Origin of the sequence: Chryseobacterium sp. HMWF035 (assembly GCF_003094695.1) — a bacterium.
Lineage (GTDB): Bacteria > Bacteroidota > Bacteroidia > Flavobacteriales > Weeksellaceae > Chryseobacterium > Chryseobacterium gambrini.
This window is the reverse complement of the sequence record NZ_QEHP01000057.1, coordinates 71,564-96,436: the sequence shown is the minus strand read 5'-3', so window position 1 is coordinate 96,436 and position 24,873 is coordinate 71,564. Positions and strand designations below refer to the sequence as shown.

Below are 24,873 nucleotides of genomic sequence, written 5' to 3'. Positions count from 1 at the left end.
TTATATTTTCGTCAGTCGTGCATTCAGCCAGCCTTTTTTGGCATCATCAAAATCTTTTCGGGAGCAGGGAACGCAGTTTTCTATATTTTCATCCTCCCCGAAATACCAAAGATTACTAAAGGTATCGCGTTTGAAGGCATATTGTCGGTCGTCTACCAAAACATAGAACACTTCATAATGTCTTTCTTTCGGGTGTGACCGCTGAATATTGATTCCTTCGATCAGATACCAGATCATTTGTGCTAAAAGCTGATGATTAAGCTGGTTTTCGGAGTAAATATTATAATTAAAAATTCCTACCGATTTTAAATTTTCACTTAAGCCGATTTCCTTCATATACGCGCAGATTTCTCTTCGGTTCATTCCGTTTACCTGCGGATTTATGGAAAAAGGTTCGCTAAAACTTTCAATGGCATCACAGTTTACCGTCACCAGATCCGCTTTTCTGAAGAAGGGTTCTGTTTTTTCGGTGGAATTCATCATTTCGGCAAGACGGATGATATCAAACTCAACTTCTTTGATTAATCTTACCGAATCTGCTTCATTCAGATGTTTCTGATAGCCTAAATGATGATAATTTTTTATGGAAAAAGTTTTCGCTCCGAAAATCTTGCTTAAAAAGGTATGTTCATTAATCATTTCGCCCTGTTTGAGCGAAATAATATTGCTGATCTGGGTATAATTGATGCTTTTGGTATGGAAGTTAAGCGCCGAAAAAAGCGAAAACGCAAAATCATTGGAACCGCCCACAATTACCGGAATAGCTCTTTTATAATGACAAGCCGACAATACTTCCTGCAGAATATAGTGAGAATCCTGAACAGATTTTCCTGAAACAAGATCTCCAAGATCCACAATCGGAATTTCAAAATCCAGTTGCGACAGTTTGTAAAACTCATTCCTGATTCCTGAAAAATCCTGAACTTCCGCATCACCGTTCGCGCCTCTGTAATCCGAAACGAAAAGAAGCACAATACTGTCTTCCTTTATTTCCTTCGTGATTCCTGCCCCGATCTGCCAGTTTTCTGTCCTGAAATTTCTTGGGGATATGATAAAATCTTCAAAATTCATTTGTAGTCTGCATTGTTTTCACAAACTTACAAAAATATTAGAACTCTTATTTATCTCATTTTAAATGCTAAACCACATCAAAAAAAACAAAATGGTCTATTCTTTCAAACTGATAAAAATTTTAATCTTAAATTTCAGATTCTAAATTAACCGTTAAAACCAAAATACATGAGCAGTACGAAAAGGGACGAATTGAAAAAACTTTTAGCACCCATCAATAAAGAATTAAGAACACACGGCGGAAATGAGAATAAAATTAAACTCACCGGATTAAAAGAAAGGCACATTGATTTTCTGTTAGAATTAATTAATGTTCATTTAGAAAAATACAAGGATTTTGCAAGAGCTGATCTCGAAGATTTCCATGCAGAGGATATCAAAGGACTGGTGAATTACAAAATGCCTGTTAACATTCATAAAATTGATCTCCCAGAGAGTTTCAGCGATCCTGTATCCTGGGAAATAGCGATTGGAAGGCTTAGATTTGGTTCCACGCAGGTGATCTTAGAGATAAACAACTGGGAAATTACAGACAGTACACTGGTTGGCTGATTGATTTTGAAATCCGTTCCGCATGAATGAAATGTATAAAGACAAACTTGAAATATTGCAGCAGCGCATCCCGATCGGAGATAGAGAGGGTTTTACCTTACTGGAAAAAACCGAAGGAGATACAGATGAAGCTGAAAAGTATTTTACAGAAGAACGAATTTCGATCATTGTGAATAAGACCGGAATACCATCTGAAATTGCTCTTCATCATCTTCAGGAAAATAATTTTGATATTAAGCAGACCATTAAAATAATTGAAAATAAATATTTTACCGCAACAGAACTTATTCTAAAAAAAGACAATGATAAAGAGGAAGTTTTGGATAAAATCTTTTCAGCAATTGTAAAAAAATATGATTGGAAAAGAAGTTCCCTGAACGATCACGATGAAATAAAAGACATTCCTCATGAATTATACAGCTTTGCAACTGTAATGGAATGGCTCTATTTTGAAAACTGGGAAAATTTTGAGAGTGCATTATTTAATCATCTCGACATGGTAACGGAACAAATGAGGACAAAGCTGAATCTACCTCAACTTGCAGATTATCTGGAAAAAGCCAGATCCATTGCCCATTATTTTTACGAGAAATACGAAACGTCTAAAGATCATAATAATTACACAAAAGCCACCAATGAGCTGCGCAACAATAAAGAATTTATCGCAGCAGAAGAGAAGTTTATCCACCTGAAGCCGCTCCTTGAAGAACGCCTTTATGAATTTGTAAAAAATAATATAGAGAAGTTTCCTTAGAGAATTTTAATGACAAATAAAATTAATTGTAGTGAATAATGAAATCAGATTGTAATTCGATATTAATTTTAGAATAAGGAATCACTTATTAAGTGACGTTAAGAGTTTGAGTTATCACAAGATTGTTAGTACACATAATCTTGTTTAAATTTCTTTAAATATAAAATTTACTAATTTAGTCAGTTCACCGATAAAAAATCTTAATTAAGATGAAGTCTAACTCAGAAAAATATTTTGAAAAACTTTCTTCGAGAATTTTAATGCTCATCGATTTTTATAAAGAAGAGGTTATTAAAAAAATCCTCAACAGCCATAGGTTCATTAAAGAAGATGAAAAATACTTTTACACAATTATCCTGAAGACAATTGACTCACTTAATGGAGCAAACATTTTCATTAGAAACTTTGATAATGTCCGAAGTTTTCAGGTTCCTTTATTTATAATTATTAGAGCTATTTTAAATGATATAATTATTTCAGAATACATAATTGTAAATTCCTCTAATGATGAAGAACAAATAAAATTAATTAACAGCATTAACTTTGAGCACATTAAATATATAAAATCTTCAATAAAAATTGAAAGTAAAATTCGAAAATGGAGTGAACAAGAAAAGCAGGAAAAAATTTTAGAGATAATAAGAGCCAACCCTAAATATTACGAAAAAAATGGTAACGAAAAATTTAAAAAAATAATAACTAATGTAGGTTCCTTAGTTGATTCTGTACTAGAAAATTCTATTAACGATAAACCCTACCAACTCATCGGTGTAGCTTACATTTTGTATAACACCTTTTCAAAGCTGGAACATTTTGGAGAATTGAGTTTTGATTTAGTTCATATGCCATATAAAGACAATAAACAATCCTCACAAATTAATCATTTATTTAGTTCAATTCAAGTAATAATCGCTGCATTAAATAATTACTGTAAAGCATGGAAAAATTTAGAGATTGATTTTGAGAAACTGAAAAGCTTGGAAATAGAAATTTTAAAAATGACTCCTGACTTCACAAAACCGTAAAGCATGCTTCCAAGTGAGACACTTTAAAAAACAATAAAAAAGCACAGACCCAAATCTGTGCTTCTTATTATTTTTCGGTAGACTTTCTTTAGTTCTATTTTAAATTCATCTTGAAAAAAGCCTCAATTTTATCAAATGGAATTTTATCCATCTTATCATACAAATCAACATGATTAGCATTGGGAACAATATATAATTCCTTTGGTTCGGAAGCTGATTTGTAGAGATCTTCCGAATAATAGCGGGAATGTGCTTTTTCTCCTGCAATCAACAAAATCGGACGCGGTGAAATCATTTTTATATTGGCTGCCATAGGAAAATTGAAGAAGGCAACCGGTGTTGTAGCCGTCCATGCTGTTGTAGAATTAATGGATCTCGGATGAAATCCTCTCGGCGTTTTATAATAATCGTAAAATGCCGCTAAAACAGGATTGGAATCGGGAGGAAGCTGATCCGGCAATCCGCTTTTTATAATGATTAAGTTTCCTTTATCATCAAACGGAATTTCATGCAAAGCCACATCATATTTACCGTTTTTTGCGTCTGTCCAGCGTTGCTCACTCAGATAATCGATAATTTTGTGACGCTGTTCATCAGTATAAGAATCGGCATATCCCTTTGAAATGCTTCGGGACATATCGTACATGGAAGCAGTTGCTACAGCTTTTATCCGGCTGTCGCTTGTCGCAGCAGTTAACGCCATTCCGCTTAATCCGCAGATTGCCATAACCCCAATTTTTTCACGGTCTACATTCGGCAATAATCCTAAATAATCTACTCCCGCCGAAAAATCTTCCGTAAAAATATCAGGCGAAGCGACATTACGGACTTCACCTCCGCTTTCTCCTGTGAAAGAATTATCAAAAGCTAAGGTGATAAAACCCCGAGAGGCCAGTTCGTTTGCATATAATCCTGACGACTGTTCTTTCACGGCTCCGAAAGGTCCGCTCACCACCAATGCAGGAAGGGTTTTGTTGCCCGCATTTTTTGGAGTATAGAGATCTCCCACAAGGGTAATTCCGTAACGGTTTTTAAAGCTTACTTTTTTGCGTAATACATTTTCGTGCAACCGGAAAGTATATTGGTCTGCCTGTTCCATTGTGTTTAATTTTTTAGTTTTTGACTGCTGAGCCTGGCTGAAGGAGATTCCTAAAGCGAATAAGGTCATGATAAATATTTTGACTCTATTTTTCATTATAAACGGTTTCATATGGTGAGTCTGATTCAAATTTTACGAGTACATTGTCTGAGCCTAAAGCATCCGCCAAATCATCTGCATGATCTACTTTTCCAATTTTGGTATAGGCGTAAGAAGTGGAGAACGTTTTATAAAACAACACTACAACATTACTTCCATAAAGCATGAGATCTCCATTCTGAATCGTCCCGGGACTTGACGCTTTAACAGGCAAGGATTCAAGCAATTCCGCATACTTTTCATTGCTGTTAAGCTCCTTCAAATCAAGCGTAAGAGGCAACAATTCCTTAAAGGCTTTAGCGGTGGCGTTATCCTGTAGATTAACCTTAAATACTTTGCTGTTTATTGTGATCTTGAGATTCATTTTTTCTGTATTTGATTTTTGATCTTTGTGCTTATCCTATTTTAAATGAATAGTTTGCCTGCAGAAACGTTCAGAACAAAAACCTCGTTTTAGTAAAAATAGAAAGTCAGCAATACTACTGGCTTTCTATTGCGTAAGGCTTAAAAAGATTGTTCTGTTTCGGTATAGATAATTTCCTGAAAGTGAGGAAACATCGGGAAAGACTCCATTACTTTTTTGGCTTCTTCTGCATTTACATTTGCTAAAACCAATACGGCTCCCATATGATCATCCTTTATAAACAGATGTTTTAATGTTCCCTGTTCTACCAGTTCTGTTGCTCTTGCCAATTCTTTAGGCATTAATTCGTCCAGATTTGGAATTTTAGCTAAATCGTTAATTACGTTTGCGATTACTGTTTTCATTTTTTTATCATTTTAAATTGTTATCAACTGTTTTAATACTGCAAATTTAGGCTGCGTATCGGCTTCTTACCCTTAATCTATCTTAAGAAATACGTTTATATTTTACAGGGTAAGCAAAAAACTACACCATAGATTCTTCCCACGAACCTTTGGTATCTACACCTGCTTTTGCGGCGAGTGTTTCAAGGGTATCCATTTCATCCTGAGACAATTCTATAACGGATGCCTTTACCATTTCCTCTACCTGATCGATTTTAGTAACTCCGATAATAGGCAAAGTTCTTTTCGCGATCGCCCAAGCCACAGCAATTTGTGCAACCGAGGCATTTTTACGCTCTCCGATGGTTCGCATTGCATTCGTCAACTCTTCCAACTGAGGAAGTATCTTATTGTATGTATTGCCTCTTCCGCTTCCTTCAGGCAAAGGATTCTGCGTATTGTATTTTCCAGACAAAGCTCCCTGTTCAAGAACCATGTACGCGAAAAACGTGATATCGTTGCGGTTGCAGTAATCTAAAATTCCGGCATCTTCCGAAGAACGGTACAATAAACTGTAATGATTCTGAACAGCAGAAATTTTAAAGCCTTCTTTTGCCAGAATATCATTCGCCTGTTGTATTTGCTCCAGATTATGATTGGAAACTCCCACATTCTTCACCTTTCCGCTTTTCAGCAAAGGAATAAGACCGGAAACCCATTTGGGCGCTCCTACGGGATTGTGAATCCAATAAAAATCGACATACTCTGTCCCTAAGTTTTCAAAACTTTGATGAAGCATTTCTTCCACAGGATTCGCCGATTCTTTTGCAAACTGAGGGGTAAACTTGGTAGATATAAACAGATCTTCACGCGGATAATCCTTTATAAATTCGCCCACCACTTTTTCGGAAGATCCCATCCCGTAAACCAGTGCAGTGTCCCACAAGTTCAGTCCGTATTTCACGGCGGCATCAAAAACCGGTTTTAACTCACCGGTGGTTAAGTGGTTTCCGAAAACCTGATCGCTTCCGGCAAAACCTGCTCCCCAAGACCATGTTCCCAATGCTATTTTTGGTAAATTTTTCATTGTTGAATTTTATTTGCTGTTATTGGTAAGCTGTTTTGCAAGTTCTTCCCCCACACCTGCTGCGGAAGCCGGATTCTGTCCTGTAATAAGACGACCGTCCGCGATTACGTTTTTTGCCCAGTTGGATGCCGCATGATGCAATGCTCCATGATCTGCCAAAGCGGTTTCCAGAAGAAAAGGAACAATATCCGTAGCCTGAACTTCCGCTTCTTCGTCATTGGTAAAAGCAGCTAATTTTTTACCGTCTACCAGATAAGTATCGTCACTTAGCGTAACGTTCACTAATGCAGCAGGACCGTGGCAAACCGCAGAAACAAAGCCTCCGTTTTCATAAATTTCTTTCGTAACTCTCTGTATGCCTTCGCTGTCTGCAAAATCCCACATGGTACCATGACCGCCTGCAAAAAATATTGCGGAATATCTGGAAGCATCTGCATCATCGATCTTAATGGTATTCTTTAATTTCTGCTGAAATTTTTCATCGTTAAAATAATGCTCATTTACAGAATCAGACATATCGAGGCTGTCTTTATCAATGGGAGGTTCTCCGCCTTTTACAGAAGCCAGCTCATACTGTAAACCCGTTTTTTCAAGCTGGTCTAAAACGTGCGTTAATTCGCTTAACCAAAATCCTGTCGGAATACCTGTAGATCCTTTTACATCGTTGCTTGTAACAACGCAAAGAACAGGTTTTAATACTGTATTCATCTTTTTGTTTTGTTTGAATTTATTTTTCAGTTTGTTATATCAATCTAATTTCTATGAATGAAATCTGTTTTTTAGTCTTTCTTAATCAGTAACCCTTCACTCACTACGGTAGCTAATCTGTTGGCGTGGTCTTTTGCTTTCGCTTTTACCATTTCTAAAGTTTCGATCGGGTAAACACCGGGGATATACTGCATTCCCGTAGAATAAACAGGCTCCTGAATTTCCATCTGGCAAAGTTTGGCGGTCTGGATAAGCGAAGGCAGAAAATCCCCAATCGGATAATTCATTGCTTTTCCATAATCATACAGATCTTCTGATGCGCCTGTAGTGAATGACAGAATCAGCTTTTTACCTTTCAGCTGATCTCCGCCTGCGCCGTGCGCAAAACCGAAAGCATACACATCATCAATATACTTTTTCATCAGAGCCGGAAAAGAATACCAGTGCAGGGGAAACTGCCAGATAATTACATCCGCATTTACAAGTTTTTCCTGTTCAGATTTTACGTTAATCTGAAAATCGGGGTAAAGCTGATCTAAACGGCTTATTCCGGCATCGGGAAAAAGTTTTAAAATATTTTCTAAAACGGCTGTATTGGCATAAGAATTTTCTGAATCGGGGTGTCCGGAGACAATCAGTACATTTTGCATTTTCATTTATTTTAATTTGATAATGCAAATGTAGAACGGCACAGTGCCTCTTACCCTTAATGTATCTTAAGAAATAAAATGTCTGGGTTTGGTAATGTCTTTGCGTATTTTACTTAAATGCTCCGGAGTAATGCCCAAATAAGCCGCAATCTGGGTTTGAGGAAGTCTGTTGGCAAACTGAGCGTATGTTTTCTGGAAAGCCAGATATCTTTCCTCGCCGGTAGAACTCATGTATTGCAGAAGCCTTCTTTGGATGGTTGTTAAATGCTTCTCCAACAGCTCACGAATAATATAATTGAATATCGGAGCTTTTTCATATAACAACTTTAAGTTTTCCGGAGTAATGTACAGAACTTCGGAAGCTTCCAGTGTATCAATACTGAGGTTTGAAGCAGTGCGCTCTCTGAAGCTCAGCGCATCCACAATAATCCAGTTCTCAGCAGCGAACTGAAGAATATGAGTGGTCCCTTTTTCATCTACCATATACATCCGCATACAGCCTTTCAAAATAAAACAGAACTTGCTGCATATTTCTCCTTCACGCAGCAGCAATTCTTTTCTTTTATAGCTTTTATGGACAAACAGCTCTTTAAGAAGATCTTTTTCAGTTTCATTTAAAGCGGCAACGCGTTCAAAATAATTTATAATCTGCTGATACATACTTTGTGTTTTTTTATGTACTTATTTTATCAAATTTATGAAATCATTTGATAAATAAACCTGTATCCGATTAAAAGAGAAAGAATTATTGTTTTAATTTAAAAATGAATTCATAGAAAAGCAAAAAGCACAGACCAAATCTGTGCTTTTATATTTTTAAATTCCTCTACTTTTTCGCGGCAGGCTTCTTTGTTGTAGTTGCCTTTTTGGTAGTAGTTGTTTTCTTAGCGGTTGTAGCTTTCTTTGCTGCAGGTTTCTTTTTCTCTGCAAAAGCTTTCGGATCCTGATCGGTAATCCATTTTTTAACCTCATCAAGAGAAATTTCTTTTAGCTCTTCTCCTTCATATTTGGTATCATCTGCTTTTCTCGGAATCTTGAACATCGCTTTTCCAAATTTAATGAAAGGTCCCCATCTTCCGTTTTCAATGGAGATCTTTTCTTTTTCCCATTGCTGGATGTATCGGTTCGCTTCTTTTTCGAGTTTGGCATCAATTAATTCATTGATGTCGCTTTGAGAAAGGTTTTCAAAATCGTATCGCTTCGGAACGTTCACAAAAATATCTTTGTACTTGATGAATGGTCCGAATCTTCCGCTTCCTTTCGTTACCGGTTCCCCTTTGTATGTTGCAATCGGTGCATCTGCGATTTTCTTTTCGTTGATGATCTCTTCTGCACGTTTCTGATCTACAGAAAGCGGATCTTCTCCTTTCGGAATGCTGATGAACGTTTCGCCCCACTTCACATAAGGACCGAATCTTCCGACTCCCACAGAAACCGGCTGTCCGTCCACTTCATTTAAATCAAATGGAAGTTTGAACAGTTCCAACGCTTCTTCAAAAGTAATGGTTGCAATATTCTGTCCCGCCATTAACGAAGCGAAAACCGGTTTTTCTTCATCGTCAGTTTCCCCAATCTGGATCATTGCCCCGAATCTTCCGATTCTTGCGTGAACATTTTTCCCTGTTTTCGGATCTACTCCCAGAAGTCGGTCTCCGGTTGCACGGTCTGCATTTTCTTCCACATCTTCAATTCTCGGATGGAATTTTGAGTAGAAATCCGTCATCATCTCTTTCCATTTCTGGTCACCGTTTGCAATTTCGTCGAAACTTTCTTCTACTCTTGCCGTAAAGCCGTAATCTAAGATTTCTTTAAAGTTATCCGTCAAGAAATTACTTACCACCTCACCTGTATCGGTTGGAACGAATTTATTTTTATCTCCTCCGAATTTCTCGTCGAGGACTTCTTTTTTAATGGTATCATTTGCCAAAGAAATTTTCACCACCTCTCTTGTTTGCGGTTCAATTTCTCTTTTATCCACATATTCACGGTTCTGGATGGTCTGAATGGTCGGTGCATACGTCGATGGACGACCAATTCCCAATTCTTCCAGTTTTTTTACCAGACCTGCTTCGGTATATCTTGCGCTCGGTCTTGTGAACTTTTCGGTTGCGGTTATTTTTTTATAGTCTAAAGTTTCTCCTACGATTACTTTAGGAAGCAATTTTTCATTGTTTTCTTCGTCATCCTCCTCTGCTTTTACAATTCCGTATGCTTTCAGGAAACCGTCGAAAATAATGACTTCACCCTGTGCTTCAAAATGCTGCGGAAGTTTTGTGTTCCCGATTTCAATCACCGTTTTCTCAATTTTAGCATTCGCCATCTGAGAAGCGAGTGTTCTTCTGTAGATTAACTGGTATAATCTGTTCAACTGGGCATCTCCAATTGTTTTAACAGCAAAATCTGTAGGACGGATCGCTTCGTGAGCTTCCTGTGCAGAAGCGGATTTTGTGGTATAGTTTCTCGGTGCAGAATATTCCGCTCCGTATTCTGAGACAATTTGTTTTTTTGCGCCTTCAATCGCTTCCTGAGAAAGGTTTACCGAGTCGGTTCTCATATAGGTAATGTATCCTTCTTCGTATAGTCTCTGTGCAAGACGCATGGTGTTGGTTACATTATATCCTAATCTCGAAGAAGCTTCCTGCTGTAAAGTAGAAGTGGTAAAAGGTGCCGAAGCTGAACGTGTTCCGGGTTTTGTTTCAACATTTAAAACTTTAAACTCGGTGGTTTTTGCCTGTTCAAGGAATTTTTCAGCCTCTTCTTCTTTGTCAAAATCCTTTTTAAGCTTCGCAGAAATTTCCTGCTTTGTTTTATTTAAGAAAATTCCGTCTAATTTAAAACTTGCTTTTGGCACAAACTCACGGATTTCTTTTTCTCTTTCTACAATTAATCTTACGGCAACGGACTGTACTCTTCCCGCAGATAATCCCGGTTTTACTTTTTTCCAGAGAACCGGAGACATTTCAAAACCTACGATCCTGTCGAGAACTCTTCTTGCCTGTTGAGCGTTTACGAGATTCTGATCAATATCTCTCGGATTCTCAATAGATTTCAGAATGGCATTTTTGGTAATCTCATGGAAAACAATTCTTTTTCTGTTTTCGGGCTTCAGTTTCAGTTCTTCTGCCAAATGCCATGCGATAGCTTCTCCTTCACGGTCTTCATCGGAAGCCAGCCAAACCATTTCGGCTTTTTTTACGGCAGCTTTCAGTTCGCTTACCAATTTCTTTTTGTCGGCAGAAACTTCGTAATCCGGACTGAAGGTCGACAGATCAATCCCCATTCCTTTTTTAGGCAAATCCCGGATGTGTCCGAAGCTTGATTTTACCTCGAAATCCTTACCTAAATACTTTTGAATAGTTTTTGCTTTTGCCGGTGACTCAACGATTACTAAATTTTTCGACATTCCAGAAATTTTTGCAAAAGTAAAGTTTTTTTATTAGATAGTTTTTTTGAATTACATTTTATTTAATAATTCAAGCGGTGCAACGAAGACTCTGTAGATAATTCCTTCGAAGGTAAAGCCTTTTCCGGAAATCTCTACTCTATATATTAATGAGAAAATAATGATGAAAAGGGTGATGTAAAATTTACGGTTAATAACAATGGGTTCGAATGCATAAATGCTGCGTTCTTTCCTTAACAGCAAAGCGAAAAGGACAATGATCAACATCATATGAATATACATCCATCTTCCCCAATCAATAGCAAGATAAAACAGAGGAAATGAAAACAAAAAGGCTCCAATCAACAATATAGATAAAATCTTTCGGTCATTTAGAAATTTTAAATAATAACCAATATGCAGAACACTTAAAGCTAAACTTAAAAAATAGAGAACATATTCACAGCTGTGTTGTCTGATGTAATCTCTTTCATTAATGTTCCAGTAAAAAATTCCGTAGGTAGGATGAACTCCTCTTTCACAAAGAATCTGAAGAGATCTTCCTTCGTTTATATTTTTACCAAAAGCCAAGATTAAAAGCGTGGGAATTCCAACAGAAAGAAAATATTTGAGATATCTTTTAAATTCAAATTTTCCTGTTTTCAGATATAAAGCGATCGCAAAGTACGGGACGTAAAACAAAACAACTTCGTGCAGAAAGGTCGTTACGAAAAGTGCAATACAGAAAAAATATTCTTTGTTCTTTGATAGTTTACCGTTGTCTAGCAAATAGGCAAACCATGTAAATAAAAGAAAAACGATAAATTCTTTTTTTCCGACATAGGTTACCGTATTTAAAAGTCCCACAAAACCAATAGAAGACAGTAAAAGTGAAAAATAAAGCAAATCGGTAGCTTTATACCGGATGAGTTTGGTATACAGCCAGAAAAATCCGGAAATAATTAAAAATTGTACGAAATAGACCAGATAATTTAACCGCAATCCAGTAAGATCCTGCAAAAGAAAGAAAAAGCTTCCGGACAATCCTCTTCTTTTAAAACCTCCATCCTGATAATTGATGAGCCAGTCTCCAAGAATATATCCGTCGTCCTTAAGATTGTAATAGTAGGTGAATACAAGCGTATAAACTGCCGTAACGGCAATTAAAAAATAGATACCAATTTTAATATTGAAATTCGATACGACTTTTTCTAGCCTCATAATGTGTTTTGAAAAATTTGGAACAAAAAAAGAGAAACAAAACAGCTTTCAGTTTGTTTTCATTATTTAAGACTCAAAAATAATGATTTTAACTTAATTACGGTTTTATTTCTCTTCGGGTTGCTATTTTATATCAATTATTCCTTAATGATTTTTACTATCTCTTTTGAATCGTTGATTCTCAGTAAATAGGTTCCGGTAATCAATGACGAGAGATTGGTTTTCCCGCCTTCGAATTTTCCGGATTTTACCAGTTGTCCGGACATATTGTAGATCTGATAATAATATCCTTCTCGGTTATCCGGTGTTTTGATGTACAGTTCCTCTTTTACAGGATTCGGAAAGAATGAAATTTTATCTTCTTTCATTGCCTGAACATCATTCTTACTTAAAAGTGCAGAAGGTTTTGAAGCCGGTAAAGATGTAATCTGAAGCTTAGGAATTACCCCTTCTTCATTTCCTTCGGCATCATATTTAATTTTTACACAACGGCAGTTCATCCCGAAATACGGATCGTTGTTATCATGAAAAGCAATCATTCGGTTGGCGGTAGAAGCGGCATCAAATAAAATATTAACCGGTCTTCCGATATAATTTGAATTCAGAGCAGCAGTCCACACTCCGGGATACTGATAATTGATGAAATTATAAGTTCCTGCTGCGGTCTGGTTTGCCGTTACACTTCTGAAACCACGCGATCCGGAATTCGGATAGTTCCCGGTTTTGTAAGACGAATCATTAAACATATATCCGATGGTATAACTCGCGGAAGCACTTCTTCGTACTCTCTGTCCCAGATAATCTGTAATGATGCTGTATGAAGTGGCTGCATTCTTATCTTTTTTATACCAAGGCGTAAACCCGAAATCCTGCCCTGTTGATATCATGACTCCGGTAAGATCAGGAATTCTCCATCCTTCCGGACAAGGATCAAACGGAGATTTTTTGCCTCCTCTTCCCCATCGTTCAGGTGCAAGATTCGGCTCATTGGCAAGCCAGTCGGTTCCGTTGGTATACAAAGGATTTGATGAATTATACGGCGCAAACGCACTCGGAATCATGTAAACCAATGGATTTTTAACAGAATACGACAATACTTTTGAAACTTTATCTGAAATTTTATCAGCAGCCGAAACATTGGCATTTGCCGAATTGGTGTAGGTGTTGTAAGGTACAATATAATTTCCGGCGAGATCGTTGTAGGAAGCCGCTGAAAGTGTTGTATAGGTTAAAACTCCGTTTGCGGTATTTCCAAGATAAACAGGATGAGACGTTCTGTCGTCTGCATACTGGAAGATCGGCAACGGATCTTTTCTTCCCCACTGATAATGCAGTCCAGTAGAAGCTTTAATTTTTGCCAGTTCAGCCGCAGTTGGCGTTAACGGATTAGCGACAACAGGAAAAACATCGGTTGCACCAAGATTTCTATCCATAAATTCTGTCTGAAAAACATTATCTGCTTTCGGAACATAATTTACGTAGTTCGTCACTGAAGTTACAGGCAGTTCGGTTGTATAATTATAAGAACCAATAGCTGTATCGGTTACCCAAATATGCCATGACCAGTATACAGGATTTGTGATGCTTCCGTTATGTAAAGTAACGACCGCATTTCCGCTTTGGTTAGGATTAATGGTGACTGTAATTCTGGAGGAAGAAATTGCTCCCAGAGAAGTTGGCGAAGGATTAACAACCGTTATATTATTCACCAAACCTGTATTGGTGGTCCAAAGAATATTGGCTTTAAGGTTATTAAAATTAACCGAGTTTAAAATCTCTTTATTGTTCAGAAGCTGACTTTGTACAGAAAATGCCTTGCTTACAGGAATCTCCACGGTAAAAGCTGAAGTATTTTTCACAACCTGATACGTATTCGGATTGTTGATTCCTTCCCGATATTCGGTTTCAGAGACAATATATTCTGTAGGGAAATCATATTCGTTAATAACATACAAAGGATCTTTTATACATCTGCAACCTGCCGCATCTGTTGTAGAATTTCCCGCGAGCGGAAAATACCAGTATCTCCCCTTCACGTCAGGATAACCGGAATCCGGAATATCCGGCTGCATTTTGTCCGGAATTAAAAACAATGTTCTGGCTCCTACAGAAGGCGTTGTATCAAAATGTCTCGCCATAGTTGCCGTCCACAGCGTTGTCTGGTGCTGATCCGTAAATTGTCCCTGATGCGCATTCAGAACAATGGCTCCTGTACCGGGAAAAATTCCCATATTTAAACCTCCTGCATTCGAAAGATCAAAACCGAAATTAGGATACAGCTTAAAATTGGTCATAAAACTTGGCGTTCCCGAATCCGTAGGCTTTATTTTATGGTAATTATTACTTTCAAAAACATTTTTAGACATATTCGTTCTTACGCCAAATGGAGAAAAATCTACCCGAATATCATCAACATAAGTAGGAGAAGCAAGATTGGCAACTAATGCTGATGGAACGCGCCATCCGTTCGGACAAGGATCATAGGAAGATTTGTTTCGGTAAGGCTGTGCTGCAGCTTCTGCATTATATCCTGAAGTAACTTTTCCCTGAGAGTTATCCGACCAGAGATTGAGCTCCGGGAGCTGACTGTCATTCAACCCCGGCATTTTACCAAACCAGTTCACCATCAGATTTGCATTGTTGTTATAGTACGCAATCCCTGTGTTATCGTCTTTATTTACATAGATTAAACTTAAAGGATTTTTTACCGAAAGCTTCAGATTATTGGAGACTGTAGCATTAGACAGCAGGACAAATTTTCTTAAATTATCAAAATTTGCTGCTCCGGTGAAGTTTTTTGCGCCGCGGTGTCTTATCCTTCCTATTGAACCTGAAACTTCATAGAAATCATTCCCCCTGTAAACCAATGGCGGAATAGGATCTTTTCTTCCCCACTGATACAGCAGTCCTCCGTTTCTGTTCCAGTCGTTTGCCGTTATAGAACGGCTTACTGCTCCGAGATTTCTATCCATCCAGCCCCATTCTTCATCGGGAATGGTTTCGATGGTTCCGTCTGCTTTTTGTCTTTTCACATTGGGATAACTTTTGTAGGCAGATCCGTTGGAAGGATCATCTGTAACCCAAACGTGCCACGACCAGTAGATTTCTCCGTCTACCCTGAAAGCAATTACCGCATTTCCTTTTTTAGATTTATTTACCGGAACTTTAATTTTAGCATTTTCACCGGAATCTATTATTTCGAGCCTGTAGGCAGGATCTGATTTTATTAACCCATGAACATCTTCCCAAAGAACATCGGCTGTTATCTTACCGGAAGGAATTGGTTTTCCACCCAGTAATTTATCCTCTCCCCACATTGCATAGGCTTTTTTTACCGGGATATAAATACCGTTGCTGTTTTGGCTGGGATCAAAAATATAACTGTTGGGCGCTTTCTTCCAGTCCGGAACAAATAGCTTTCCGTTATTGTTAATAAGAAGATCATCTTTATGCAAAGATTTCACTAATGAATCTGAATATGTGGAATATGCTTTTTCTGATATTGTCCAATCATCAGATTTATTTATCTTAAAGCTTTGTCTGGCATCGATTTCATGCGCAAACAGGCAACTTAAAAGTGCCGCGAGATTTGTAAATGATTTTTTCATATCCTTTGACTTTATGCTGTTGCAAACACAATACAACATTTAAACCCTTGTTAAAAAAAATCAATTTATTTTATAAATAACCCCGCAATAAAAGAAATTCACACAAGAATAATCTACAATTCGGAATTATAGATGCTAATATCTCATTTTTAAACTCAGGTTCTGCGAAAATACATTTTTTTCTCTAATTTTTTCATAATAAATTGTAAGTTGAATTAATTTTTAACATTCTGATAATTTGACAGATAATTGAAATAAAAAAGACAACGCTTTTCAGCATTGTCCCAGTATATTGATAGCATTTTTAAGCTTTTCTACGGTAAAATATGATTCTTATACAAATCCCATGTAAACCTTCCGTTTACGATATTTTTAAAGCTAGAGAATACAACAAAGTTGAAAACAGTAAGGGCGATGATAAAAGAATAGATCATCTTTTTTGTGCCTCCCGAAACCACATACATTGCATTAGGAATAATGATGTAGGCAAACCCAATGAATACTCCTGCAAGACGCGAAGAGAAAATAGGATTATCCCTAAAAATGAAATAAAAACAAACCCCGATTACAACGTAAGCACGATGGTATTCGTAATAAGGAAATTTTTCTTTCATCTTTTCATCGAAAACAAAAAGGAAAAAGGTAAGAATCGCCATCATCACTTCAGGAATACCGATCGCTCCGTTAAGCCTTTCCACCGTTTCATCTACATAACCGTTAAAACCTATGGAAACGGTACTGTCTGAAGCAATACTCGTCATAAAATCCCCAAAGACACGATACACTTCAAACGGAGAAAGGAAAACAGAGGTAATAATCATAAACAGCATTACAAATCTGTTCAGCGGTATTCTTACCAACCAGTACATCGGTATTAGGATATAACAAACCGTGTGTACTCCCGCTGCAAGATAAATACAGAGAAGATAAGCAATCAGCTTCCTCTCTTTAATATATCTCATTCCGAAATAAGCGATAAACGAAGCCAGATTCTGCCTGATCTGTCCGCTTTCCCCGATAAAAAACCCGGGAATGAACATAAAAAGCATAAAAGTGAAAGGATAAAATGTATTATCCTCTGTATATTCTACTTTGAAATAAATTGCGAGAATAGCTATAACCAAGGTGAGAATATAAAAAGGCGCGTTAAAAATATTCAGTAAAATTTTATTGATGAGTACATACAGCCACTCTACTTCGATCGGTTGAGGTCCCTTCATCCCCAAACCTTTCATAATGAGTGAAATGTAATCTTTGGTATCGGAATACACGTAAATCCCACGGTAACTTCCGTAATCCGGACCGACCTGATCGCGAAGTCCTGCAATAATCATGAGATAGATCCCCAAGAACCAAAGCCATTTTTTTTCAACTTTACCATGAAAAACTTCCTGATAACTGAAAATCAGCATATAGACAATTGCAATGATGTAATATGGATGCAGTAAACTCATCTTTCCGGTAAACTATTTTTAAACTGATAAGAAGCCGTCACGATTCCCGTAATCAGCAAAGGCATAAACAATCTGGCTTCCCAGAAAAGCCCCACTAAAGTAATCATTAAAAGATACGGCAGCGCAAAAAACAAATATTTTTTCATCATCATCTTTCCGGTCTCATCAGAAAAACCATAACTGAAATAAACGCCTAAAATTCCAAACAAAAGTCCTGCAAGATTATAAGGACTTGTAAAATTTTTAATTAAATAAATTCCCTCCACAAAAGAAGCTTTCTGCGGAATTACCAGTCTCAAAGCAATATAAGGAAGAATAAACGCAATCACCAGCAAAGAAGTTTCTTTTACGAAAGCGAACTTTCTGTTCTTCAGATTTTCAGGATCAATAAAAACCGCTGCAAAGAAAGCGATATTAAGACAGGCAGTTTCCCGCACAAAAGTCGAAATAAATATAACGATGCTTAATCCCAATAAATCCGTAGGTTTTTTATACTGTAAATATTTTAGTGTTAAAAACATCCCTAAAACATAGAAAAACAAAGCAATACAGTCGCAATTGGTTGGAACATACTGAAGAATGACGATAAAAAACACCGCAATAAGATGAACCATTCTCCTTACTTTTTCGTTGGAAAGAATTTCCACCGGTTTCAGTTCTAAAATTTTATGCAGAACAAGCGAAGAAAGAAGAAAGAAGAAAGCATTGATTAAAAAAGTACTGTGGTAAAACAATGAACCCTGCTTCAAAAGAAAACTTTTTGCAAAAGGAAGATAGTTATTCACCACAAAAATCATTATCTCCGTTACATGAACACTCAGATAATTCGGGATTACTCGATATGCATAGACCGACGAAAACATAAAATCCGGCGCTTTTTCCCAGGATTTAATTCCTACAACGTAAGAAGTCTCAAATCCGTAATAAGACATGAAGAAGAGGAGGAAAGGAAAGATTATAATAAATAAAAATCCGTTTATTTTTTCATCAAATAGTTTAAACATATCAAAACCTAAGTTTTAGACTTAGTCAATTTTTGTTTTAAAACAGGCTTCATCAATTGGGAACTTTTGCAAAAGTATATTTTTTTTTCATTTTGTGTAAATATTTTATTGATTTTCAGATAAAACTTATTGATAAAACATTTTGAACTCCCTCTGAAAAATTTAAATTTGCAAACCCGATTTTTATAATGTAATGCATCGTTTTTTCATATTTTTATACTATCTGATCTCTAAAAACAAACTTTTGTCCGTATTTTTTGCGGTCGGAATCGCCGTTTTGTGTCTGTTTTTCGCTTCAAGAATCAATTTTGAGGAAGACATTAATCAGATCATTCCAAAAAACGAAAAATCCGATCTTACCGCAAAAGTTCTGAAACAGCTTAATTTTTCAGACAAGATCATCGTGATTATCGAAAACAGATCCAAAGAAGAAAATTTTCAGCTTTCGGAGACTGCGGATTCTTTTTTACATGAAATTGAACCTCTGAAAAAATTCATCAGTTCGGTTCAGGGGAAAGTAAACGATAATGAAATTTCGGAAACCTTCGATTTCGTCAATCAGAATCTCCCTTTATTTCTCAATGAAAACGATTACAAAGAAATTGAGAGAAAACTTCAGAAAGACAGCATTGCCAAACAGGTTGAAAACAACTACGTTTCTCTGGTTTCGCCCACAAGTCTTGTTACCAAAGAATTCATCAAAAAAGATCCGCTCGGAATTACCTTTCTGGGAATCAAAAAACTCAACGCTTTAAACATCAGCAAAGATTTTAAGCTGGAAGACAATTATATCGTAACCAAAGACGGGAAAAACCTGCTGCTTTTTATTGATCCAAAAAACAAAAGTAACGACACCAAAAACAACGAAGCATTTGTTAATCAGCTAAATACCATCAAAGAAAACCTCAACGCAAAATTTAAAGGAAAAACAGAAATCAGCTATTTTGGTTCGCCTGTCATTGCGGTTGCGAATGCACAACAGATCAAAAAAGACATTCAGAATACGGTTATTATTTCCATGACCGTTCTTCTTTTGATTCTTATCTATTATTTCAGGAATGTTTTTACGCCGATTATTGTATTTCTTCCCACGGTTTTCTCAGTTTTACTCGCTCTTTTGATTTTATACTTCGTTAAAGACAAAATTTCAGCAATTTCTCTGAGCGTGGGAGCCATATTGATAGGAATCACCATTGATTACGCCCTTCATATTCTGACGCATTACAAACACAACAACAATATTGAAGAGCTTTACAAAGAAATTACGCAGCCTATTATTTTAAGCAGCGCAACAACGGCGGTTTCTTTTTTATGCCTTGTTTTTGTACGTTCGGAAGCGTTGAAAGATCTGGGACTTTTCGCCGCAATAACGGTTATTTTATCTTCCGTTACGGCTTTAATTATCATTCCGCAACTGTATCATCCGAAGAAAAAAGAAAAAGCAGTCAATGCAAATTTCATCGACAAAATCGGTTCGTATCCGTATGAGAAAAACAAACCTTTAATTATTATCTGTTCGGTTATTATTATTGCGTGTCTTTTCGGTTTCAGGAAAGTAGGTTTTAACGAAGACATCGGTGATCTGAATTATATTCCGAAAGATTTAAAAATAAGCGAAGCAAAACTTCAGAAGTTATCCGATATTACGTCAAAATCCATCTATACGATTTCTTACGGCGATTCCGAAGAACAGGCTTTAACCAGAAATTCTGAGCTGAGCCGTTTTTTAGAAAAAGAAAAAAAAGAAGGAAAAATTTTAAGCTACAATTCTCTCGGGAATGTGGTTCTTTCTGAAAAAGACCAGCAAAAAAGGATTGAGAACTGGAAAAAATTCTGGGACGAAAATAAAAAGAATCAGACAGTTTATGAATTAATTAAAAATGGAAATCAATTCGGATTTAACAGTTCTGCTTTCGATCAGTTCAATGAGAATTTAAATAAAAGCTACTCTACGTTAACTTTAAAAGATTACGAAAAAGTAAAAGCACTCCAGATTTCTGAATTTCTGAGCCAGGAAAACAATTTTTACACAGTTTCCAATGTCGTAAAAGTAGACGAAAAGAAAAGGGACGCTTTCATTAAAGACGTTGAAAAAAAGCATGATGCTTTGGCAATCGACCGTCAACAGATGAACGAAAACTTTCTGGGTTTGCTGAAAAATGATTTTAATACCTTAATCAATTATTCCCTTTTAGCGATTATTTTAACGATCATTGTATTCTTCCGTAATTTTGAATTAACGGTTCTCACGATGTTCCCGATTGTTTTAACGGGAGTGGTTACAGCGGGAATTCTCTACTTTTTAGGTCTGGAACTGAACATTTTCAGCACCGTTGTCTGCACTCTGGTTTTCGGGGTCGGCGACGATTTCAGTATTTTCCTTACCCAGGCAATGCAGAAAGAGCACACTACCGGAAAAAACGAGCTTCCTACCTACAGAACATCCATTATTCTGGCGGTTTTCACGACCATTTTATCCATCGGTTCATTAATTTTCGCCAAACATCCTGCTTTGCATTCATTAGCTTTGGTGGCTTTAATCGGGATGTTCTCCGTGATCATCATCACCTCAACCTTATATCCGTTCTGGTTCCGTTTGCTGATTACGAACAGGGCTAAAAAAGGACTTTCTCCGGTTACCTTCAGGTTATTTTTCAATGCAGTATTGTCTTTCCTGTATTACGGATTAGGAGGATTGCTGTTTTCCGCCATCGGAAGCATCTTTGTGAAGCGATCAAAAGGCAAAACGCTGAACTTTATTAAATTAATTTTAGCCAAATTTTTAACTTCTGTCCTTTATACGAATCCATTTGTAAAGAAAAAGCTCATTAAAAACCCGAATGAAGATTTCAGCAGACCCGCAGTCATTATAGCCAATCACACTTCGTTTCTGGATACATTGGCTCTAGCCATGACAACACATAAAATCATTTATCTGGTGAATGACTGGGTGTACAACTCTCCTGTTTTCGGAAAGATTGTGAGAGCATTAGGATTTTATCCCGTTTCTCAGGGTATTGAAAACGGAATGGAAAAGCTGAGAGAAAAAGTAGATCAGGGTTATTCTCTGGTTGTTTTTCCTGAAGCAGAAAGGTCTTATACCAACGATATCAAAAGATTTCACAAAGGAGCTTTTTATATCGCAGAAGAATTCGGACTGGATGTGGTTCCGGTTTATATTCACGGAAATTCTGAAGTACAGCCGAAAGGAGACTTTATTATTTATGACGGTTCAATTACCGTAAAAGTGGGCGACAGAATTGATAAAAATGATGAACACTTCGGGAAAAATTATTCCGAAAGAACAAAAAAGATCAATGCTTTTTTCAGGGAACAGTTTGCGAAGTTCCGAAGTGAGCTGGAGGATGAAAATTATTTTAAGAAAAAACTCTTCCTGAGTTATTTATATAAAGATAATGAAGTGGTAAATGAAGTAAAAGAAGATTTTAACAAAAACAAATCGGTTTATTTTGAGCTGAATAAGCACCTTCCGAAAGATGCCAATATTCTGCATATTGCAGATGATTTCGGGCAGAAAGATGTTTTACTCACGCTTCAGCAGGCGAGCCGAAGAATCTTCAGCTTAATGAAAGATGAAGAAAAAAGGCAAATCGCAGAACAGATTTATTTGGTAAAAAGAAGGAAAATTAAATACATAAAAAACAGTACGGAAATTGATAAAAAGATAGACGTTCTTCTGGTTTCGGATAAAAACTTCAAAGCAGACCAAATGGAAAATCTTCCTGAAACCATCATTTTTATGAATGTGGAAAATACGTTACCGGAAAATAATAATTATACACTGAAATTCAGTTCAGAAGCTTTAAAAGTATTTCGTTCTGAAAAATAAATATGAAAAGCATATTTTTGTAAACGAATAAGGAGAACCCATGCAAAAAGATATACTCGTTATATATTATTCACAAACCGGACAGCTTACCGATATTGTAAAAAATATTGCCCGTCCTTTTGAAGCCAAAAAGGAAGAGTACCGTGTAACGTATTACAACATTACGCTGAAAAAAGACTTCCCTTTTCCGTGGCCGAATGATGTATTCTTCAACACCTTTCCGGAATCTTATCTTCAGATCCCGAGTGAAATTCTGCCGCCGCCGGAAGAAGTGGTTAACAAAAAGTTTGATTTGATTATCTTTGGTTATCAGGTTTGGTATTTAACACCGTCCATCCCGATCATTTCATTCCTGAAAAGTGGTTTTGCAGAAAATATCTTAAAAGGCACTCCGGTTGTTACCGTTTCGGCAACGAGAAATATGTGGATGTATTCTCAGGAAAAACTGAAAGTATATTTAAAGAACTTAAACGCCAAATTGGTAGGAAATATCGCTTTGGTAGACCGACACGACAATTACACCAGTGTTCTTACGATTCTTCGCTGGCTGACTACCGGAAAAAAAGAAAAATCGGGAATTCTTCCTGCCGCCGGAGTTTCGGAGGAAGAAATAAAAGGCTCTGTAAAATACGGGGAAATTATTGAAAAACATTTCAGCAATAATGATCTTGATACTTTACAGCCTGATCTGGTGAGAAACGGAGCGGTGGAAATCCGCGCTTTTCTGGTAAGGGTAGAGAAAGTGGGAAACAAAATTTTCACCATCTGGTCAAACCTCATCATGAAGAAAAAAGAAAAACGACCATTGCTTATTAAATTCTTTAAGGTATATTTGATGGCTGCGATATGGATCATTTCACCTATCGTATTGGTTTTACACTTATTAACAACACCTGTTTTCTGGTTTAAGAGAAAGAAACAAAGAGAATATTTACAAGGAATTAATTTAAAATAGAATGTACGACGTATTTATAACAAAAGCATCAAAATACCTACCCAATGAGCCGGTTTCTAATGATGAAATGGAAACGTATCTTGGTTATATAAACGGTGCAAAATCTAAAGCGAAAGCTCTTATTTTAAGAAATAACAAAATTACGACAAGATACTACGCGTTAGATAAAGAAGGAAATCCTACACATACCAATGCCCAGATTACGGCAAAAGCCATTGAAGGACTTTTTGATGAAAACTTCAAAAAAGAAGACATGAAACTATTGTCTGTGGGAACTACTTCTCCGGATCAGATCCAGCCTTCTCACGCATCCATGGTGCACGGTGAACTGAACATTGGGAAATCTATTGAAATAAATACCGCAACAGGACTTTGTAACTCGGGAATGAATGCCCTGAATTACGGGTTTCTTTCTGTAAAAGCAGGAGTTCAGGATCAGGCAGTCTGCGCCGGTTCCGAGAGAATGTCTGCATGGATGACGGCGGATAAATTCAACCACGAAGCAGAAAATCTGGTTTTGCTGGAAGAAAGACCCATCATTGCTTTCAAAAGAGAATTTTTAAGATGGATGCTTTCCGACGGAGCAGGCGCTTTTTTACTTGAAAACAAACCAAGAGAAAATGCTACGAATCTTAAAGTAGAATGGATTGATTTCTATTCTTACGCACACGAGATCGAAGCCTGTATGTACGCAGGATGCGAAAAGCAGGAAGACGGAAGCCTGAAATCATGGGCAGATTATCCGTCCGACGAATGGCTGAAACAGTCTATTTTTGCATTAAAACAGGACACAAAAATTTTAGATAAATATATTCTGGTAAAAGGTGCCGAAAGTTTAAGATCATCTTTCGACAAACATCAGCTTGATCCGGAAACCGTTGATCATGTTTTGGCACATATTTCTTCAGGATACTTTAAAGAAGGTCTTAAAGAAGAATTTGCCAACGTAGGATTGGATTTCCCTTGGGAAAAATGGTTCTACAACCTTTCAGATATCGGAAACATCGGTGCAGGTTCTATTTTTGTAGCTTTGGAAGAAATAATGAATTCCGGAAAGCTGAAAAAAGGAGAAAAAGTACTTCTTTGTGTTCCTGAAAGCGGAAGATTTGCTTATTCCTGTGCTTTGTTAACGGTTTGCTAATGGAAAACAGACTACCGACATCCGATCAGAATTTTGTGGAAAGCTTAATTCCGCAGCGATTTCCTTTCGTCATGGTGAACAGCATTTCAGAATATTCCGAAAGCCACCTGATTTCAGGTTTTGAAATTAAAGAAGACAATATTTTTGTTCAGAACGGAATTTTTCAGGCTTCGGGAATGATCGAGCATCAGGCGCAGAGTGTTGCTTTGCACACAGGCTATCAATTTTATCTGCTGGGAAAAGAAGCTCCGACAGGTTATATTGGTGCCATTAAAACATTTGAGGCTACAGCATTACCAAAATTAGGCGATACATTAACTTCAAGAGTTTCTATCATCAATGAAATGATGGGTGTAACTTTGGTAGATATCGTAACGAAACTGAACGGTGAGGTTATTGCAAAATCTCAGATGAAAACTGTTGTCATGTAAATTATTAAATATTTGAATTAAAATTTGCGCTTTTT

The 24,873-nt window shown here is 36.9% G+C and carries 20 protein-coding genes; 7 read left to right on the top strand and 13 right to left on the bottom strand.

Annotated elements, in window-relative coordinates; all coding sequences use genetic code 11:
• Entirely contained in the window at positions 1 to 1,071 is a 1,071-nt protein-coding gene (locus tag DD829_RS09850; RefSeq protein ID WP_108411494.1) for a formimidoylglutamase, read from the bottom strand.
• A 168-nt stretch (positions 1,072 to 1,239) separates the two neighbouring features.
• On the opposite strand from DD829_RS09850, the gene DD829_RS09845 reads away from it, so the two are divergent.
• The 3 genes from DD829_RS09845 to DD829_RS09835 all read left to right on the top strand — a co-directional run bounded on the left by DD829_RS09845 (position 1,240) and on the right by DD829_RS09835 (position 3,402).
• Positions 1,240 to 1,623: a hypothetical protein gene (locus tag DD829_RS09845; protein WP_108411370.1), complete on the top strand. Its 384-nt coding sequence runs from the start codon at positions 1,240 to 1,242 to the stop codon at positions 1,621 to 1,623.
• A 22-nt stretch (positions 1,624 to 1,645) separates the two neighbouring features.
• Entirely contained in the window at positions 1,646 to 2,377 is a 732-nt protein-coding gene (locus tag DD829_RS09840; RefSeq protein ID WP_108411371.1) for a hypothetical protein, read from the top strand.
• Between the two features lie 209 nt (positions 2,378 to 2,586).
• Entirely contained in the window at positions 2,587 to 3,402 is an 816-nt protein-coding gene (locus DD829_RS09835; protein ID WP_123906841.1) for a hypothetical protein, read from the top strand.
• A 94-nt stretch (positions 3,403 to 3,496) separates the two neighbouring features.
• On the opposite strand, the gene DD829_RS09830 is transcribed toward DD829_RS09835, so the two are convergent.
• The 12 genes from DD829_RS09830 to DD829_RS09775 all read right to left on the bottom strand — a co-directional run bounded on the left by DD829_RS09830 (position 3,497) and on the right by DD829_RS09775 (position 18,461).
• The gene (locus DD829_RS09830) at positions 3,497 to 4,597 is read right to left on the bottom strand and encodes an alpha/beta hydrolase (protein ID WP_108410308.1); all 1,101 of its coding nucleotides are present in this window, start codon (positions 4,595 to 4,597) and stop codon (positions 3,497 to 3,499) included.
• The gene (locus DD829_RS09825) at positions 4,587 to 4,964 is read right to left on the bottom strand and encodes a cyclophilin-like fold protein (RefSeq protein WP_108410309.1); all 378 of its coding nucleotides are present in this window, start codon (positions 4,962 to 4,964) and stop codon (positions 4,587 to 4,589) included. The genes DD829_RS09830 and DD829_RS09825 overlap by 11 nt, the downstream gene beginning before the upstream one ends.
• Positions 4,965 to 5,104: 140 nt before the next feature.
• Positions 5,105 to 5,368 carry a hypothetical protein gene (locus DD829_RS09820; protein ID WP_108410310.1) on the bottom strand — a complete coding sequence of 88 codons (264 nt, stop codon included), beginning with the start codon at positions 5,366 to 5,368 and terminating at the stop codon, positions 5,105 to 5,107.
• Between the two features lie 121 nt (positions 5,369 to 5,489).
• Positions 5,490 to 6,434 (bottom strand): aldo/keto reductase, encoded by a 945-nt coding sequence (locus tag DD829_RS09815; protein ID WP_108410311.1) that lies wholly within the window; start codon positions 6,432 to 6,434, stop codon positions 5,490 to 5,492.
• A 9-nt stretch (positions 6,435 to 6,443) separates the two neighbouring features.
• Positions 6,444 to 7,142 carry a type 1 glutamine amidotransferase domain-containing protein gene (locus tag DD829_RS09810; RefSeq protein ID WP_108410312.1) on the bottom strand — a complete coding sequence of 233 codons (699 nt, stop codon included), beginning with the start codon at positions 7,140 to 7,142 and terminating at the stop codon, positions 6,444 to 6,446.
• A gap of 71 nt (positions 7,143 to 7,213) precedes the next feature.
• Positions 7,214 to 7,792 (bottom strand): NAD(P)H-dependent oxidoreductase, encoded by a 579-nt coding sequence (locus DD829_RS09805; protein ID WP_108410318.1) that lies wholly within the window; start codon positions 7,790 to 7,792, stop codon positions 7,214 to 7,216.
• A gap of 66 nt (positions 7,793 to 7,858) precedes the next feature.
• Positions 7,859 to 8,452, bottom strand: a complete 594-nt coding sequence (locus DD829_RS09800) for a Crp/Fnr family transcriptional regulator (RefSeq protein WP_108410313.1) — start codon at positions 8,450 to 8,452, stop codon at positions 7,859 to 7,861.
• Between the two features lie 166 nt (positions 8,453 to 8,618).
• Positions 8,619 to 11,195 carry a type I DNA topoisomerase gene (gene topA, locus DD829_RS09795; RefSeq protein ID WP_108410314.1) on the bottom strand — a complete coding sequence of 859 codons (2,577 nt, stop codon included), beginning with the start codon at positions 11,193 to 11,195 and terminating at the stop codon, positions 8,619 to 8,621.
• Between the two features lie 51 nt (positions 11,196 to 11,246).
• On the bottom strand, positions 11,247 to 12,395 hold the full coding sequence (locus tag DD829_RS09790; RefSeq protein WP_108410315.1) for a hypothetical protein: 1,149 nt from the start codon (positions 12,393 to 12,395) through the stop codon (positions 11,247 to 11,249).
• Between the two features lie 137 nt (positions 12,396 to 12,532).
• Entirely contained in the window at positions 12,533 to 16,003 is a 3,471-nt protein-coding gene (locus tag DD829_RS09785) for a T9SS type A sorting domain-containing protein (protein WP_108410316.1), read from the bottom strand.
• Between the two features lie 314 nt (positions 16,004 to 16,317).
• The gene (locus tag DD829_RS09780; protein WP_076396324.1) at positions 16,318 to 17,457 is read right to left on the bottom strand and encodes an EpsG family protein; all 1,140 of its coding nucleotides are present in this window, start codon (positions 17,455 to 17,457) and stop codon (positions 16,318 to 16,320) included.
• Complete coding sequence (locus DD829_RS09775; RefSeq protein WP_108410317.1) at positions 17,454 to 18,461, bottom strand: hypothetical protein; 1,008 nt, start codon at positions 18,459 to 18,461, stop codon at positions 17,454 to 17,456. Before DD829_RS09775 ends, DD829_RS09780 begins: the two co-directional genes overlap by 4 nt.
• Before the next feature lie 244 nt (positions 18,462 to 18,705).
• Here DD829_RS09775 and DD829_RS09770 point away from each other — a divergent pair, with 244 nt between their 5' ends.
• From DD829_RS09770 to DD829_RS09755, 4 genes are read left to right on the top strand one after another with little or no spacing between them, the layout of a single operon-like run.
• Positions 18,706 to 22,311 (top strand): MMPL family transporter, encoded by a 3,606-nt coding sequence (locus tag DD829_RS09770; RefSeq protein WP_228408160.1) that lies wholly within the window; start codon positions 18,706 to 18,708, stop codon positions 22,309 to 22,311.
• Between the two features lie 40 nt (positions 22,312 to 22,351).
• Positions 22,352 to 23,266: a hypothetical protein gene (locus DD829_RS09765; RefSeq protein ID WP_108410584.1), complete on the top strand. Its 915-nt coding sequence runs from the start codon at positions 22,352 to 22,354 to the stop codon at positions 23,264 to 23,266.
• Position 23,267: 1 nt separating this feature from the next.
• Complete coding sequence (locus DD829_RS09760; protein ID WP_076396318.1) at positions 23,268 to 24,407, top strand: beta-ketoacyl-ACP synthase III; 1,140 nt, start codon at positions 23,268 to 23,270, stop codon at positions 24,405 to 24,407.
• Positions 24,407 to 24,838: a hypothetical protein gene (locus DD829_RS09755; RefSeq protein ID WP_108410583.1), complete on the top strand. Its 432-nt coding sequence runs from the start codon at positions 24,407 to 24,409 to the stop codon at positions 24,836 to 24,838. Before DD829_RS09760 ends, DD829_RS09755 begins: the two co-directional genes overlap by 1 nt.
• Positions 24,839 to 24,873: the final 35 nt, after the last annotated feature.

What these genes read in the sequence shown, in the direction of transcription:
- DD829_RS09850 (WP_108411494.1), bottom strand. Translation starts at nt 1,071, where the DNA reads ATGAATTTTGAAGATTTTATCATATCCCCAAGAAATTTCAGGACAGAA.
- DD829_RS09845 (WP_108411370.1), top strand. Translation starts at nt 1,240, where the DNA reads ATGAGCAGTACGAAAAGGGACGAATTGAAAAAACTTTTAGCACCCATC.
- DD829_RS09840 (WP_108411371.1), top strand. Translation starts at nt 1,646, where the DNA reads ATGAATGAAATGTATAAAGACAAACTTGAAATATTGCAGCAGCGCATC.
- DD829_RS09835 (WP_123906841.1), top strand. Translation starts at nt 2,587, where the DNA reads ATGAAGTCTAACTCAGAAAAATATTTTGAAAAACTTTCTTCGAGAATT.
- DD829_RS09830 (WP_108410308.1), bottom strand. Translation starts at nt 4,597, where the DNA reads ATGAAAAATAGAGTCAAAATATTTATCATGACCTTATTCGCTTTAGGA.
- DD829_RS09825 (WP_108410309.1), bottom strand. Translation starts at nt 4,964, where the DNA reads ATGAATCTCAAGATCACAATAAACAGCAAAGTATTTAAGGTTAATCTA.
- DD829_RS09820 (WP_108410310.1), bottom strand. Translation starts at nt 5,368, where the DNA reads ATGAAAACAGTAATCGCAAACGTAATTAACGATTTAGCTAAAATTCCA.
- DD829_RS09815 (WP_108410311.1), bottom strand. Translation starts at nt 6,434, where the DNA reads ATGAAAAATTTACCAAAAATAGCATTGGGAACATGGTCTTGGGGAGCA.
- DD829_RS09810 (WP_108410312.1), bottom strand. Translation starts at nt 7,142, where the DNA reads ATGAATACAGTATTAAAACCTGTTCTTTGCGTTGTTACAAGCAACGAT.
- DD829_RS09805 (WP_108410318.1), bottom strand. Translation starts at nt 7,792, where the DNA reads ATGCAAAATGTACTGATTGTCTCCGGACACCCCGATTCAGAAAATTCT.
- DD829_RS09800 (WP_108410313.1), bottom strand. Translation starts at nt 8,452, where the DNA reads ATGTATCAGCAGATTATAAATTATTTTGAACGCGTTGCCGCTTTAAAT.
- topA (WP_108410314.1), bottom strand. Translation starts at nt 11,195, where the DNA reads ATGTCGAAAAATTTAGTAATCGTTGAGTCACCGGCAAAAGCAAAAACT.
- DD829_RS09790 (WP_108410315.1), bottom strand. Translation starts at nt 12,395, where the DNA reads ATGAGGCTAGAAAAAGTCGTATCGAATTTCAATATTAAAATTGGTATC.
- DD829_RS09785 (WP_108410316.1), bottom strand. Translation starts at nt 16,003, where the DNA reads ATGAAAAAATCATTTACAAATCTCGCGGCACTTTTAAGTTGCCTGTTT.
- DD829_RS09780 (WP_076396324.1), bottom strand. Translation starts at nt 17,457, where the DNA reads ATGAGTTTACTGCATCCATATTACATCATTGCAATTGTCTATATGCTG.
- DD829_RS09775 (WP_108410317.1), bottom strand. Translation starts at nt 18,461, where the DNA reads ATGTTTAAACTATTTGATGAAAAAATAAACGGATTTTTATTTATTATA.
- DD829_RS09765 (WP_108410584.1), top strand. Translation starts at nt 22,352, where the DNA reads ATGCAAAAAGATATACTCGTTATATATTATTCACAAACCGGACAGCTT.
- DD829_RS09760 (WP_076396318.1), top strand. Translation starts at nt 23,268, where the DNA reads ATGTACGACGTATTTATAACAAAAGCATCAAAATACCTACCCAATGAG.
- DD829_RS09755 (WP_108410583.1), top strand. Translation starts at nt 24,407, where the DNA reads ATGGAAAACAGACTACCGACATCCGATCAGAATTTTGTGGAAAGCTTA.